The organism is Acidovorax sp. LjRoot117, assembly GCF_964252695.1.
In the GTDB taxonomy this organism is placed as follows: Bacteria; Pseudomonadota; Gammaproteobacteria; order Burkholderiales; family Burkholderiaceae_C; genus Acidovorax.
Genome location: NZ_CAXUPO020000016.1, coordinates 41,565 through 56,212 on the forward strand (window position 1 = coordinate 41,565; position 14,648 = coordinate 56,212).

The window sequence follows — 14,648 nt, forward strand, 5'->3', positions numbered from 1 at the left end:
TTCCCGCCGTGGAGATTCCCATGACCGCACCGCTCAACACTCCCTTCGCTCCTGCCGCACCACAGGCAGCACCAGCCGCTCAGCCCACCGTGCTGATCCTGGGCGCGCGCGGCCGCCTGGGGCTGGCTGCCGCACGGGCCTTTGCCCAGGCCGGCTGGCAGGTGCTGGCGCAGGTGCGGCCCGCTGCGAGCGGCCACGCGCTGCCCGCCATGGGCGGTGTGTGGTGGATGCCGGTGGCGGTGCATGACACGGCGGAGCTGTTGCGCCAGGCGCGCGGCGCACAGGTGGTGGTGCATGCGATCAGCCCTGCGTACACGGACAAGGCATGGCGCCTGGAGGCGCTCGGCTTGCTGGACGCTGCCATCGACGTTACGCAGCAGTTGGGCGCCACGCTCATGCTGCCGGGCAACGTCTACAACTTCGGCGAGGGCATGCCCGCCGTGCTGCGCGAAGACACGCCCCAGGCGGCCGCTGGCGGCAAAGGGCTGGTGCGCGTGGCGATGGAGCAGCGCCTCGCAGCCGCCACGCAGGGCGGGCGCATGCGGGCGGTGGTGGTGCGCGCCGGCGACTTCTTTGGCAGCGGCGCCAGCGGCTGGCTCGACCAGTCCATCGCCAAGGACCTGCACCGGGGCCGCGTCACCTGGCCCGGCCCGCTGAACGTGGCCACGCCCTGGGCGTACCTGCCCGACCTGGCGGCCACCTTGGTGCGCGTCGCCGACGAACGCCACCGGCTGGCCGCGTTCGACTGCCTGCATTTCCAGGGCCACACCGTGAGCGCGCAGCCCTGGCTGCTCAGCCTCTCCACCTTGGCCGCAGAGCGCGGCTGGCTGCCCGATGCCGGCACGCTGCGCGTGAAGCGGCTGAACTGGACGCTGCTGCGCGTGGCGGGTGTGTTCATGCCCATGCTCGCGTCGCTGGCCGCCATGCGATATCTGCGCCACGAGCCCCACCGGCTGGACAACACCCGCCTGCGCGCGCTGATCGGCGAGGAGCCCCACACGCCGTTCGAGCAGGCAGCGCGCCAGGCGCTGAACGACCTGGCGCTGGGTGCTGCGCCCGCCCCGCGCGCCGCGCTGGCCTGAAGGCGCGGCGCCCACGGGCCTGTCACCGCTGCACCGCCACACCCAACCCGCCGGCGGTCGCGGCGAGCTGGCGTGCGCGCCTGGCCTCACCACCTTGTCTTCACAGCCTTTTTTGACAGGCACACCGGCCCACACGGCCAGAAGGACCCGCCATGAACCGTCGCAATTTCATCCGCCTGGCAGGCGGTGGCACCGTCGTCGCCGCCACGGCCGGCACCCTGGCCGCCTGTGGCGTGGCCAGCCCGCACTACCCCGCCGAAGCGGTGGAGGCCTGGCAGGGCCCGGTGGGCGAGACCGAGGTGCGCCGCCGCGCCGTGGCCTACGCCATCACCGCCCCCAACCCGCACAACCTGCAGCCCTGGGTGGTGGACCTGCGCGAAGACGGCGTGATCACCCTGCGCACCGACCGCGAGCGCGTGCTGGCGCACACCGACCCGCTGGGGCGCCAGATACTGATCGGCCACGGCGCCTTTCTGGAGCTGCTGGTGCTGGCCCTGGCGCAGCAGGGCGTGGGCAGCGACGTGCTGCTGTGGCCGCAGGGCCCGCTGCCTGCGGCGTTGGCGGACTGGGATGACCGGCCGGTGGCGCGTGTCACCTTGAAGCCCGCGGGCCGGCCCGATGCGCTGTTTGCCCAGGTCCTGCAGCGCCACACGCCTAAGAGCGACTTCGACATGGCCCGCACCGTAACGCCCGATGTGCTGGCCGCGCTGCTGTCCAGCCAGCGGCCCGTGGCGGTGGTGCAGGTGGGTGGCACGGTCGACGCTGCGCGCCTGGAGCCGCTGCGCACGCTGTGCTGGCAGTCCGCGCAGGTCGAGCTGCTGACCCCGCGCACGATGATGGAGAGCATCCACCTCACGCGCGTGGGCCCGGCCGAGATCCTGCGCCACCGCGACGGCATCTCGCTCAACGCACCGTTCGTGCGGGCGGTGGCCGCGCTGGGCATGTTCGACCGGTCCGCGCCACCCGCCGAGGGCAGCGCCGCGTACAAGAGCGCGATGGGCCGCTTCGAGGGCCACAGCCGCACGGCGATGGGCTTTGTGTGGGTCGCCGGCGGCAACACGCGCGGCGACCAGATCGACGCGGGCCGGGCCTATGTGCGCTTGCAGCTGCAGGCCACGGCGCTGGGCGTGGGCATGCACCCCATGAGCCAGGCGCTGCAAGAGTTTGCCGAGATGGCGCCGCATTACGAGCAGGTGCACCAGCTGGTGCTGGGCCGGCCCGCGCCGCGCGCGGCGGAGGATGCCACCGTGCAGATGTTCTGCCGCATCGGCTATCCGCAGGACGAGGTGCCTGCCACGCCGCGCCGGCCCCTGCGGCAGTTCGTGCAGGCGTGAAGCGGGCCGGTTGGGGCGGAGCGGGTTTCAGGCGCCGGGAGTTGACCAGGATCGGCGCTCCAATGCCACAGAGCCGTTCGGGCTGAGCCTGTCGAAGCCTGGTGCAGCGCTTCGACAGGCTCAGCGTGAACGGGTGAGGTTCCACCCGCCCATCGAGACCATCGGAATCAAGCCACGGGCGCCACGAACGCAATCAGCCGCCCCATGCGCCTTATCCATTCGGCCGTGACGATGAACTGGGGCTTGTCCTTCTTCACATACGGCGGCACGTCGGGCGGGTTGTCGGCCGGGTAGGGCGAGGTGTCGTACACATCGCCCACGTGCTTGCTGCGGTAGGCCGTGCCGGTGTACGGCGCGGTGGGGCCGTCGCCCTGGTAGGGGTTCACCACTTCGGGCACGGGCGATGTCCAGTAGTTGCGCGTGCCCAGCTCGGTCAGCAGCGTGGCGACTTCGGATTCGGGCACCGCGGGCGTGGCCATGACTGCACCGGTGAACAGGTCCGGAAAGTCCACCTCGCGGATCGAGAAGTATTTGGGCAGCGCCTTGCCGCCGCCCGCCACCTTCAGCGGCGAGCGCGCGGCCATCTCGGCCACGGCCGCGTCCGTCATGCCGCTGAGCTTGGCGTACGTGGCCTCCAGCCCCGCGATGTCGATGGGCCGGCCGGCCGAGTAGTGGCTCACGGTGTTGGTGTAGTTCTTGTCGTAGTAGTAGGCGCCGTTGTGGATGTTGGAGCCGTAGCGGTGCACGTACAGGCCGTCGTTGGTGCCCAGCTCGACAAACGTGGGGTGGGTGCGGCCGCCGGTGAGCAGCGGGTTCACCGTGGCGGCGTCGGCCGGCAGCGGGCAGCTCTTGAGCCAGGCGATCGCCTCGGGCAGGCGCGCCAGGTACTTGCGGTCGCCGGTGAGCAGGAAGTAGTTGAACATCTGGCGGATGTTGGTCTGCGTGGTGTGCGTGGCCAGCGACCGGGGCTCGTAGCTGCGGGCACCGGCCAGCGACCCGGCAGGGCGGCCGTCCTTGGCGCGCGACAGGTGCTGCAGCCCCCAGCCCGCCTGCTGGCCGGGCTGCTGCATCAGGCGCATGCATTCCATCGCGCGGGTGATGCTGGGCAGCAGGCGCGTCTCGCCCAGCGCCATCACGCACAGGGTGAGGAACTTGATGTTCTCGCCCATCACGTCGTCGTTGAAGGTCACGTGCAGTGTGTAGTCGCCGTCGTCCATGCCGGCCTTGGCACCGGCGGGCAGCTGCGACGCGTTGGGCAGCGGCATGCTGCTGATCGCCCCGGGGAAGTGCGGAAACCGCTGCGGCCAGCCGCCATTGGCCACGCCGTACTCGGGGCCGAACTGCGCGTTCAGCACGAAGTCGATGGCCTTCTGCACGGCGGGCAGGTAGCGGGCGTCGCGCTTTTCGAGGTACATGCGCAGCAGGAACTGCGATGCCACGGCCGTGCCCGCATCGTCGAACGTGGCGTTGCCGTAGTAGTGCTGGAACTCCTCGAGTCGCCACCCGTTCTTGCCGATGGTGTCGTACCACTTTTTCAGCGACGCCTCGCCCGCGAAGTCGTGGATGTAGTTCCACCCGCCCGAGCTGTGCTGCGCGGCCATGATGGCCGTGGCGGTGCGCTCGGCCGCGCGCCAGTGGCGCTCGTCGCCGGTCGCGTGGTAGGCGTCCAGGTACACATGGCCCACCGACGGCGTGCCCGGCGGCTGGATCCAGCACATGGTGCGGTAGGCCTCCATCTCGCCGAAGGTCTGCTTCAGGTCCGGCGAGTACGACCACACGTAGCCGCCCTGGTAGGACACGGTGTCGTCCATGTAATGCGTGGCCCGCTTCAGGGCGTCGGCAGCGTCGGCCTTGGGGCCGGGCGGAAAGGGGGGCGCGGGGTCGTCGCTGCCGCCGCCGCAGGCGCTCAGCAGCAGGGGGGCCAGGGCACTCAGGGTGAAGTCTCTGCGCTTCATGGTCAGCATGGAATGTCTCCTCGTTGGATGGCAGTGGGTCTGAAAGGGGCCGAAGCGGGTGCACCGGCTGCCGCCCCGGTGGCCCGGCCCCAGGCCATACGGCACCATGACAGATGACGTCGTACAACTTGGCGCGAATTCTGGGCGCGGGATTTCCTGCTGCGACTGGCGTTAACCCCAATCGGCCTGTGGCACTTGTCGCTGCAGAATCGGGCGCGAGAACGAGGTGGGTGCGAGCGCGTATGCCTTGAAATCCGCATGGAATCTCAGGTTCGCGGGATTTTCGACGGTCCGCTTCCGCGGCGCACAGTGCGCCGCAGAACGTGCTGACGCCGCGCGATCAAAACACTAAAAATTTGTGATTATTTGTATGACGTCAGATGATGACGTTAACAATGCACACAGAACAACAGGATGGGGGACAAGCATGGTCAAGAGATGGAAAGCCAGTTGTCTGGTGGCGGCAGCATTGCTGTGCGCGGGTGCCGCGTGGGGGCAGACGAAGCTGCGCGCATGGAACATTCACCCTGACGGCTACCCCGTCACCGAGGCCATGAAAAGCTTCGCGCAGCAGGTGGGCAAGGCCACGCAGGGGCGCTACCAGATCGAGGTGTTTTCCAACGCAACCCTTGGCGATCAGCCCAAGGCCGTGCAAATGCTCAAGAGCGGCGAGATCGACATCGCCGAGTTCAGCTCGGGCCCGCTGTCCGACGCCGTGCCCGGCATCAAGGTGCTGAACCTGCCGTTCCTCTTCACCGACTCGGCCCACATGTTCCGCCACCTGGACGGCGCGTTGGGCCAGCGCTTTGCCGCCAACCTGCAGTCGGCCGGCTTCGTGGTGCTGGGCTGGTACGACGGCGGGGGGCGATCGTTCTACTGCGCCAACCGCTCGCCCGCCACGATCCGCGACCTGGCGGGCGCGTCCATCCGCGTGCAGCAGTCGGAGATCTTCACGGAGATGATCCGGCTGCTGGACGCCAAGCCCGTGGCGATGCCCTTCAAGGAGGTGCTGGGCGGTTTCGAGAAAGGCAGCATCGACTGCGCCGAGAACAACATGCCCTCGTACGAATCCACGGGGCACCACAAGCTGGCCAAGAACGTCTACGTGACCAACCACGTGATCTCGCCCGAGGCGCTGGTGGTGTCCGCCGCGCTGTGGGCCAAGCTCTCGGCCGAAGACCGCAAGGCCTTTGCCGACGCGGGTGCCCAGTCGGCTCTGCTGATGCGCGAGCTGTGGAACAAGCGCGTGGCGCAGGCGCTGGAGACCACGGCCAAACAGGGCTCCCAGTTCGTGCGCGTGAAGGATGTCTCGCCCTTCGTGCGGCGCATGGCGCCGCTCTACAACAAATACATGGCCGACCCGACCACGCGGGAAGAGCTGCTGACCATCATTGCGAAGTAGCGCTGCCTTCCGTGATCGCTGCGGCTGCGGTGCTCCTCACGGCGTGCCGGCGCCGGCAGTGGTGCCAGTGGGCAGCAGGTACTCGCGCACCAGGGCTCTGGCGCGGTGCAGCCGGCTCTTGGCCGCCTCGCGCGTGGTGCCCAGGCGCTCAGCCATCTCTTCGATGGTCAGTTCCTCGAAGTCGCGCATCAGCAGCGCATCGCGGTAGATGGGCGGCAGCGAGTCGATGGCCAGGGCCAGGTCGTGGCGCAGTTCGTGGTCGGGCCTGTGGGACCAGGCCAGGTTGTCTTCGACCTGCGCGAGCGGCTCGCCCTTGAGCCAGCCCAGCACCGGTCGCATGCACAGGCGCTGCACGATGCGCACCACCCAGCCGCCAAAGGCCGCCACCTCGCGCAGCGCGCCGACGCGGCGGTACACGATGATCAGCGCCTCCTGCACCACGTCGTCGGTGGCCGTGGTGGCGGCGCAGTGGCGCAGCGCGTAGCGGCGGATGTCCGGGCGCGCCAGCGCCAGCAGTTGCTCCATGGCCCGCGCGTCCCCATCGCGGGCGGCGGGCAGCAGTTGGGCGAGGGTGGGGCGTGGCATGGATGGGATTCTCCGTTTGAAGCGACTCAGGGGGCGTCAGTTCACTCCACCGGCTTGCGGCCGACCAGTGCGCAGGCGGGGCAGTAGCCGAAGGCGCCGCTCAGCACGCTGCCCACTCCGGATGCGGCCAGCACCAGGCCCAGGGGCGATGCGCCTTGCCACCACAGCCCGACGGCGACGAGGGCGATGCCGCCGGCAATGCGCAGCAGGCTTTCGGGGCGGGTGATGTTCTTGCGGTACAACATGGTGAAAAACTCCTGGGAATCGGTGGGATGGATGAGAAGGGACAGCGAGGCGCACTCACTGCGCGCCTCCCCCACCAAGAGCCGCCGGATCCGGCCAAGGATTCATGCGCTGGCAAATATTTTTCGTGTCCGTACTGGGTAGCCTGACCCGCCTGACCCGCCTGACCCGCCTGACCCGCCTGACCCGCCTTGATCCTTCTTGATCCTTCTTGATCCTTCTTGATCCTTCTTGGCCGGCCTGCAGCTGCCACGCCCCTTACCCGAAGTGATCGAACGAGGCGTACCGGTTCTCCACCGGCTGCCCCTGGCCGTCCACCAGGCGCAGGCCCGGCTCGGCAACCACGGTGCCGATGCGGGTCACGGGTGTACCGCTGGCCGCGGCGGCAGCCGCCACGGCGTCGCGCTGCGCAGGCGGCGCGGTGAAGGCCAGCTCGTAGTCGTCGCCGCCCGACAAGGTGCAGCGGCGCAAGACTTCAGCATCAAAAATGCCGATACCGCTTGATGGGTAAGCGCCAGCAGCTATCAAATCAGTAGTGACGTCCACATCGATCACCACGCCCACGCCGGAGGCCTTGAGGATGTGCGACACGTCGCCCACGAGCCCGTCGCTCAGGTCCATGGCGCTGCTGGCAATGCCGCGCAGCTGCAGGCCCAGGGCCACGCGTGGTGTGGGGCGCTCCAGCCGCTGGCGGGCGCGGGCCAGCACGTCGGCGGGCAGCGCGGTGTGGCCCAACAGCGCCTCCAGCGCCAGCCGTGCATCGCCCAGCGTGCCGCTCACATAGAGGTCGTCGCCAGGCCGTGCGCCGCTGCGCAGCAGGGCCTGGCGGGGGGGAACCTCGCCGAACACGGTGATGCAGATGTTGAGCGGGCCCTGCGTGGTGTCGCCGCCCACCAGCTCGCAGCCGTGCGCATCGGCCAGTTGCCACATCCCGCGCGCAAAGCCGGCCAGCCAGTTTTCGTCCACCCGCGGCAGCGACAGCGCCAGCGTGAAGGCCAACGGCCGCGCGCCGCAGGCCGCCAGGTCCGACAGGTTCACCGCCAGCGCCTTGTGGCCCAGCGCCTCGGGGGCCACGTCGGCGAAGAAGTGGCGGCCCTCCACCAGCATGTCGCTGGAGATGGCCAACTGCATGCCGGGAGCGGGTGCCAGCAGCGCGCAGTCGTCGCCCACGCCCAGCGCGGCAGCGCCATCGGGCCTGGCAGCGCGGGTGAAGTAGCGGTGAATCAGTTCGAATTCATTCATGGAAAAGCACAAGTCCCTGATCTTTTTTGGGCGCCGGTCGTGTGGCCAGAGGATTGTCACGGATGGGTCATGCCGGCTTCCTGAGGTGCCGCAGCACGCGCTGCGCTCCGCCACGCATGCGCTGGCTTCACGTCCTTGGCATTGGCACCACCTCACACCGGCAAAAGATCATGATTTCAGATCGCAATGGCCGTTCCACCCATTCTGCGGCCACCACCACGGAGCGGCGCGCCTCACGAAGACCAACGACTTCGGGAATGCGGTCGAGGAAATGGGGGTGGACTACCAAATGGCCTACCAGGGCGGCAACGGCCAGATGCGGCTGAAGGGGTTCGACCTGCCCCACAACACCATCGACGTGCTGTCGTTCTCTCCGTGGGTGGGGTGCACAAGCCCCGCAGCATGCCGGCGCCCGTGCGCCGCAGGCCAGCTGGTCGGGAGAGATCTTCTTGTGGACCGCTGGGTCCACGTGGCCGTCGTCGGCAACCCCGCGAAGGGCGAGACGACGATGTATGGGGAGGGCGCCCCCCGTGCTTCGCAACAGCGCGGACGCGTCGGGCATCGCATCGCCACGGCCGGGGCCACCATGCAGTGGAGGGCGGTGCGGGCTCGTGGAACTGGCGGCGCGCCGACGGCTTCTTCGGCCAGATCGTCGAGATTCGCCTGGCGGCGGAGCCGCTGCCCTCTGCGCCGTGGCGCACGGCGCGCGCGGTGTGACCGGCTGGCGCCGCCTGCCCGCCACGCCGTCTGCGTAAGGGGGCCGCGTCAGGCCAGCGCGCCGCGAAAGCGCTGCGCCGCCTGGCGGCTGACTTCGGCCAGCAACTGCTCTTCGCGCTGGCGCTCGCGCAGCCAGCGCGCATCGTTTTGCCCGGCCTCGACCTCGGTGCGCAGCATGTGCATGGCGCTCGATGAGCCCTGCACGGCCGCGTGGCCGGCGATCTTGTCCATGGTCTTGAGGATGTGCTCGCGCAGCGGCATGTGGTCGCCGGTGGCCGGGTCCACATACACCGCGTCCATGCCGAAGCGGCACGCCTGGAAGCGGTTGTAGGTGTAGACGAGGTAGTCGTCTTCGGTGGGCATGAAGGGCTGGTCCGCCAGGAACCAGGCGCCCAGCGACTGCACGTAGCCCGCGAGCGCCGCGGCGCGCTCGATGGTCAGCGGCGTGTCGAACACGCGGATCTCGATGGTGCCGAACTCGGGCTTGGGACGGATGTCCCAGTAGAAGTCCTTCATGCTCTTGACCACGCCGGTGCGCGTCATCTTGTCGAAGTAGACGGTGAAGTCTTCCCAGGTGAGCGCCAGCGGCGCACGGCCCGAGAGCGGGAACGCGAACACCGAGTTCAGGCGCGCGGAGTCGAACGCCGTGTCCTGCCCCTGCACATAGGGGCTTGATGCCGACAGCGCGATGAAGTGCGGGATGTAGCGCGACATGCGGTGCAGCATGAGCAGCGCGGCATTGGCATCGGGGCAGCCGATGTGCACGTGCTGGCCGAAGATGGTGAACTGCTTGGACAGGTAGCCGTACAGCTCCGACAGCTCGCGAAAGCGCGGCTTGTCGTAGATGCGCCGCTCGTGCCACTGCTGGAACGGGTGCGTGCCGCCGCCCACCACGGCGATGTTGAGCTTGTCCGCGCTTTTGACCAGCGCATCGCGGATGGGCGTGAGCTGGCCCAGCACTTCGCTGCTGGAGTGGCAAATGCCGGTGGAGATCTCGATCATGCTGTTCGTCATCTCCGGCACCACGCTGCCGGGCAGCGGGGTCTTGTGCATGAGGCGCAGCATGTCCTCGGCATAGGGCGCGAGGTCGTAGTCGTTGGTGTTGACGAGCTGCAGCTCCAGCTCGACGCCCAGGGTCAGGGGCTCGGAATGGTTGAAGGCTTCAAGGGACATTAGATGCGTTCCGTGCTGTGCACTGCGGTGCGCGCTGGCGGGTGGCTGGCGCGCGCGGTGCTCATGATTGGGTGTCTCCGTTCTGGCCGCGGGCCGTCAGCGCCGCCCAGGGTTTGGAGCTTTCGCCTGCGCGGTAGATGGCCACGGTGGCGATCACGGCGCCCATCACTTCCATCAGCAAGATGGCGGGCAGGGCCACACCTGCGATCACATGGCCGGTGGAGGGCGAGGCCAGGACGAACTGCGAGGCGATGAGCAGCGCGATGGAGGACATCGGCGTCATCGCGCAGCCCACCCACAGCGCCTGCTTCCAGCTGGCGCCACTGCCCACGTTGCCCAGCGCCACGCCCGTGGCCTTGGCCACCAGGCGCACGGCGATCAGCGCCAGCACCACGCCGGCCACGGGGGCGCTCCAGTCGGCCTGCGCGGCCACGGTGGAGACCAGCACGAACATCAGCATGGTGAGCAGCGACGACGCGTTGCCCAGCTGGCGCGGCCAGGCCCAGGGCCGGGGGTTGAGCTGCTTGAGCAGCATGCCGCCCAGCAGTGCTGCCAGCGGCGCGGAGCCGCCCATGTGCGCGGCCACGGCCGTGCCGGCCGCCACCAGCGCCAGGAACAGCATGGAGGTGTTCTCGCTCGTCGGGCTCATCACGCGCAGCGCCATGCGCAGCACCAGCGCCAGCACGGCAGCCACGACGATGGAGACGCCCAGCACCACCACGACGGGCGACATGGTCTCCATTAAAGTGAGGCCCTGGCGGTTGATGAGCTCGGCCTTGGCGCTGCCCAGCGTCAGCGCATACAGCGTGGACAGGGTGGTGAGCACGATGGCGCGTTCCGTCACCGGGCCGGCAGCGCGGGTGTCGGCCACCACGCGGGTCAGCACCGCGGGCGACGCGGCCAGCGCCACCAGGGCCAGCGGCCCGGCCACCTGCGTGGGCAAGTTCAGCCACACCAGCACCCAGTACACGGCGAAGTAGGTGAACACCGATTCGGCGATGCTCTGCACCAGCACCATGGGATTGTGGCGGAACCAGCGCAGCGGAATGCGGCCGCCGCACTCGAACAGCACGATGGCAATGCCCAGCTCCAGGAGGAACAGGCCGATGCCTTGCAGCGGCCACACGGCGCCGCTGAAGCCGGCCAGGCCCGCGGCGGTGCCGACGAGCGAGTAGCCCAATACCTTGGGCAGACCGGTGTGGCGCTGGGTGAGATAGCCTGCCATGGCCGCCACTGCCAGCAGCAGTGACCACTGGACCGTCGGCAACCCGGCCGAGGGGCGCAGCCACTGCGCCCAGAAGGTCAGGATTTCATTCATGTCTGGAACCTCTGCGTCAGGCGGGGACGGGCCCCGCCGGGAGTGAAGAAGCGGGTGCGCAGAAACCCTGAAAAATCAGGGACGCACCAGCGTTGCCTGAATTTACAGGCCGAAACATCCCGTCCATGTAGGACAGGGGCGGGGCTTGCCGCTGCCGCCGGGCCCGTCTTTCCGGGTCTCTCGTCAGGCTGTGCGGCGGGCGGGCACGAAAAAGCTCAGGGGCGCGGTGCGCAGGCGCACGCGGATCGCTCTGTAGATGTGCGAGCGGTCCACGCCGCTCACGTTCTGCGCCCGCAGCGCCAGGCTGAAGGCGAGGTAGAAACTCACCGTCACGTTGAGCGCACCGAGCAGCGGCAGCGATGCCACCGCCCACCAGAAGGCCGGCATGTGCAACACGCCGATCCCCAGCGTCGCACTGGCCGCAGCCACCTGGCCCGTGGACAGTGTGACATGGCGTACATCCAGGCCCAGCCCGAAAAACCCTGCGAAGGCAGGGACGAGACCGAGCATGAACCCCAGCGAGATGTTGGCCGCGAAGCCCGACAGGTTCTCGCGCAGGAAGCGCGCCCACCGCGCCGCGCGCTCGGCGCCCAGCCAGCGGGTGATGCGCGGGTTGTAGTGCAGCGCGGAGTCCAGCCGGTTGAGCACGAACCAGTTCTCGGCCCAGCCGGCGATGATGCTCGACGCGAACAGCAGCACGCCGGTGAAGGCCGCGAAGAACAGCGACGGCCCGAGCAGGTGCAGGGATTCGAACACATGCAGGGCCTGCTTCTCGCTGATGGCCGGTGCGCCCGTGGCCAGCGCGATGGCCGTGGCCAGCAGCAGCACGGCCGGGAAGACCACCAGCACATTGCCCAGCACGGCGGCCACCTGGGAGCGCACCAGGTGCGTGATCTCGTCGACGAAGGATTCGATGGCACCGCTGGCATCCAGCTCCTTGAGCTTGGCGGCCATGGCGGGTGCGGTCATCGCGGGCTGCTTGGTGGCCACCGTCAGGTGCAACAGCTGGATCAGAACGAAGGTGACGGCGTAGTTCACCCCCGCGATGAAGCCGCCCCAGAAGGCCGACAGCGCCAGGGCATGCAGCCCGAACTTCACCAGCGTGGTGACGGACATCAGCGCGCCGCCGCCTGCGGCCTTGCCCACCATGGACCGGTAGTCGGCCGCGTTGCGGGTGATGTAGTGCTCGCCGGTTTCCGCGCTGCGCTCGGCCACCTTGGCCGCCAGCAGCGACGAGTTGGAGGCCAGCAGCGCGCGCAGGCTGCGCCGCTCCTGCCCCACCATCACCAGGTGGGCCAGCAGGCGCGCCGCGGTGACCGGAGGCTTGGGCGACAGCAGGCAGTCCAGCAGCTCGCGCACGCGCAGGATGCGCTCGCGCAGCTGCCGCAGGCGAAACACCAGGCCCACCGAAATGCCGTTGTCTTCGAAATGTGTGTATACGGTGGAGGCCGCTGCGCGGCACGCTTCGAGCCGCTCGCGCAGGCGCTGGGCGGCATCATTCAGGCGGTCGGGCGTGCGCAGCGCCAGCAAGACCTCTACGCGCAGGCTTTCCACGTCGTGGATCAGCGCATGAAAAGGCTGGGCATCGCGCGCGGATTCGCTCATCCGCAGGCGCAGCTCGGGCGCAAAACCGGTCGACAGGATCTGGCCGGCGCAGTAGGTGATGGCATCGAGCAGCGCCTTGTGCCAGCGCGAGGGCCCGGTGTGGACATCGGGGTCCGCGGGCGCGAGCAAGGCCACCAGGCGGGCGAGCTGCGCTTCGTCCAGCGCCAGCAGCCACTGGGCATCGAACTCGCCGGGCAGCGCCAGCATGAAGAGCTCGGACGCATCGATGGTCTCGGGGCTGCCCGGCAGGAACTTGGTGCGCAGGCGCTCGGAGATCTCGCTGACCAGCGCGGTGCGCGGCGCAAAGCCGAAGTCGGCCAGCAGCGTGGTGACGTCCACCTGGTCCACCAGCGTGGCCCACCAGGCCCGCAGCCGCAGCTGCACGTCCGGCCGCGTTTCGACGGCATCGAGGAAGAGCTGCACCCGGCCCACGGCGGCAGGGATGGAGTCGCTCTTGCCGCGCACCCAGTCCAGCAGGTGGATGAGCCACAGGTGGCGGTGGGCCAGGTCGGCGGCCGGGTCCAGCCGGGCCAGCAGCCCGGGCAGATCGTAGGCGGGATGGGGTTGTTTCTTCATCGCCATGCTCCGCGCAGGGGCGAAGCCCCCACACCGTGGGGAGCGCGAGGGGCTGCGCTCAATGCAGCACCCGACCGGTCAGCGGCTGGCCTGCAGGCCCGTGGCCCAGCGCCTCCAGCATGAACAGCGGGACGGGGGCGTCGAAGGGCTCGCCCTCTTCGCCCACGCAATGGAAGGTGCCATGCATGGTGCCGCTGGCCGTGCGCAGGCGGCATCCGCTGGTGTACTGGAAGGATTCGCCCGGCTTGAGCAGCGGCTGGTGCCCCACCACTCCCAGGCCCTTGACCTCTTCGGTGTGGCCGCGCGAATCGCTGATGATCCAGTGGCGTGCAATGAGCTGGGCCGGCGTGTCGCCGGCATTGGTGATCGTGATCGTGTAGGCGAAGCTGAACACCCCGGTGTCCGGCGCGGACTGCTCGGGCAGGTACTCGGGCAGCACTGTCACGTCAAACTGGTACTTTGGCATGGCGGAATGGTAACCGTGGCGGCCCTTAAAACCCGCGGAAACATCCCGCACATCGCCACAGGCCGCCCGCTTTGAGACAATCGGGGCATGAGCCGCACATTCCAAATCGCCCCCTCGATCCTCTCTGCCGACTTTGCCCGCCTGGGCGAAGAAGTGCGCAACGTCATTGCCGCCGGCGCGGACTGGATCCATTTCGACGTGATGGACAACCATTACGTGCCCAACCTCACCTTCGGCCCGATGATCTGCCAGGCCCTGAAGCCGCATTCCAAGACGGCCGATGGCGTGGCCGTGCCGATCGACGTGCACCTGATGATCCAGCCCGTGGACGCGCTGGCCGCTGCGTTTGCCGATGCGGGCGCCGACTACATCAGCTTTCACCCCGATGCCTCGGGCCATGTGCACCGCAGCATCCAGGCCATCCGCTCCAAAGGCGTGAAGGCCGGCCTCGTGTTCAACCCCGCTGCGCCGCTGGACGTGCTGGACTGGGTGATCGACGACATCGACCTGATTCTGATCATGAGCGTGAACCCCGGCTTTGGCGGCCAGAGCTTCATCGACTCGGCCCTGCGCAAGATCGAGGACGTGCGCCGCCGCATCGACGCGACGGGCAAGGACATTCGGCTGGAAGTGGATGGCGGCATCAAGACCGACAACATCCGCCGCGTGGCGGATGCCGGGGCCGATACCTTCGTGGCTGGCAGCGCCATTTTCGGCAAGCCAGACTACAAGGGTGTCATCGACGCGATGCGTGACGCCTTGGCCAAGCCCTGAGGCGCTGAGCGCCTTCGCCCATGGGGGACACACCCGTTGGCCTGGCATCGCCAGCTCCACGGCTGCGAGGGTCCCGGCGCGCGCCCGCTGCGGCGGGCGTTTGCTATTTTATTGATAGCTGTTGGCGCTGGATGGGCAAGCGGTAGTGCCCATTCTCATTCGGTTTTATGGAGCGC

General features: G+C 68.7%; 12 protein-coding genes. 4 read left to right on the forward strand and 8 right to left on the reverse strand.

Annotation, left to right across the window (positions count from 1 at the left end):
• Window positions 1-20: 20 nt before the first annotated feature.
• Both ACSQ3D_RS25630 and ACSQ3D_RS25635 read left to right on the forward strand, forming a co-directional pair.
• Window positions 21-1,082 (forward strand): NAD-dependent epimerase/dehydratase family protein, encoded by a 1,062-nt coding sequence (locus ACSQ3D_RS25630; RefSeq protein ID WP_436128711.1) that lies wholly within the window; start codon window positions 21-23, stop codon window positions 1,080-1,082.
• A 152-nt stretch (window positions 1,083-1,234) separates the two neighbouring features.
• Window positions 1,235-2,416 carry an Acg family FMN-binding oxidoreductase gene (locus ACSQ3D_RS25635; RefSeq protein WP_436128712.1) on the forward strand — a complete coding sequence of 394 codons (1,182 nt, stop codon included), beginning with the start codon at window positions 1,235-1,237 and terminating at the stop codon, window positions 2,414-2,416.
• A 167-nt stretch (window positions 2,417-2,583) separates the two neighbouring features.
• On the opposite strand, the gene ACSQ3D_RS25640 is transcribed toward ACSQ3D_RS25635, so the two are convergent.
• Entirely contained in the window at window positions 2,584-4,380 is a 1,797-nt protein-coding gene (locus tag ACSQ3D_RS25640) for a pectate lyase (RefSeq protein WP_436128713.1), read from the reverse strand.
• 418 nt (window positions 4,381-4,798) lie between these two features.
• Between ACSQ3D_RS25640 and ACSQ3D_RS25645 the strand changes: the two genes are divergently transcribed.
• A complete protein-coding gene (locus ACSQ3D_RS25645; protein ID WP_436128714.1) occupies window positions 4,799-5,773 on the forward strand; it encodes a TRAP transporter substrate-binding protein in 975 nt (324 codons plus the stop codon).
• Between the two features lie 36 nt (window positions 5,774-5,809).
• On the opposite strand, the gene ACSQ3D_RS25650 is transcribed toward ACSQ3D_RS25645, so the two are convergent.
• The 7 genes from ACSQ3D_RS25650 to apaG all read right to left on the reverse strand — a co-directional run bounded on the left by ACSQ3D_RS25650 (window position 5,810) and on the right by apaG (window position 13,698).
• The gene (locus ACSQ3D_RS25650) at window positions 5,810-6,358 is read right to left on the reverse strand and encodes an RNA polymerase sigma factor (RefSeq protein ID WP_436128715.1); all 549 of its coding nucleotides are present in this window, start codon (window positions 6,356-6,358) and stop codon (window positions 5,810-5,812) included.
• A 41-nt stretch (window positions 6,359-6,399) separates the two neighbouring features.
• Window positions 6,400-6,603, reverse strand: a complete 204-nt coding sequence (locus ACSQ3D_RS25655) for a DUF2892 domain-containing protein (RefSeq protein ID WP_396504869.1) — start codon at window positions 6,601-6,603, stop codon at window positions 6,400-6,402.
• A gap of 256 nt (window positions 6,604-6,859) precedes the next feature.
• Window positions 6,860-7,843: a thiamine-phosphate kinase gene (gene thiL, locus ACSQ3D_RS25660; protein WP_436128716.1), complete on the reverse strand. Its 984-nt coding sequence runs from the start codon at window positions 7,841-7,843 to the stop codon at window positions 6,860-6,862.
• A 765-nt stretch (window positions 7,844-8,608) separates the two neighbouring features.
• Window positions 8,609-9,733, reverse strand: coding sequence for a YbdK family carboxylate-amine ligase (locus ACSQ3D_RS25665; RefSeq protein WP_056420470.1), 1,125 nt, complete (start codon window positions 9,731-9,733; stop codon window positions 8,609-8,611).
• Window positions 9,734-9,794: 61 nt separating this feature from the next.
• The gene (locus tag ACSQ3D_RS25670) at window positions 9,795-11,051 is read right to left on the reverse strand and encodes a cation:proton antiporter (RefSeq protein ID WP_056420467.1); all 1,257 of its coding nucleotides are present in this window, start codon (window positions 11,049-11,051) and stop codon (window positions 9,795-9,797) included.
• A 183-nt stretch (window positions 11,052-11,234) separates the two neighbouring features.
• Entirely contained in the window at window positions 11,235-13,232 is a 1,998-nt protein-coding gene (locus tag ACSQ3D_RS25675; protein WP_436128717.1) for a site-specific recombinase, read from the reverse strand.
• A gap of 58 nt (window positions 13,233-13,290) precedes the next feature.
• Window positions 13,291-13,698 (reverse strand): Co2+/Mg2+ efflux protein ApaG, encoded by a 408-nt coding sequence (gene apaG, locus ACSQ3D_RS25680; protein ID WP_436128718.1) that lies wholly within the window; start codon window positions 13,696-13,698, stop codon window positions 13,291-13,293.
• Between the two features lie 87 nt (window positions 13,699-13,785).
• On the opposite strand from apaG, the gene rpe reads away from it, so the two are divergent.
• Window positions 13,786-14,472: a ribulose-phosphate 3-epimerase gene (gene rpe, locus ACSQ3D_RS25685; RefSeq protein ID WP_056420457.1), complete on the forward strand. Its 687-nt coding sequence runs from the start codon at window positions 13,786-13,788 to the stop codon at window positions 14,470-14,472.
• Window positions 14,473-14,648: the final 176 nt, after the last annotated feature.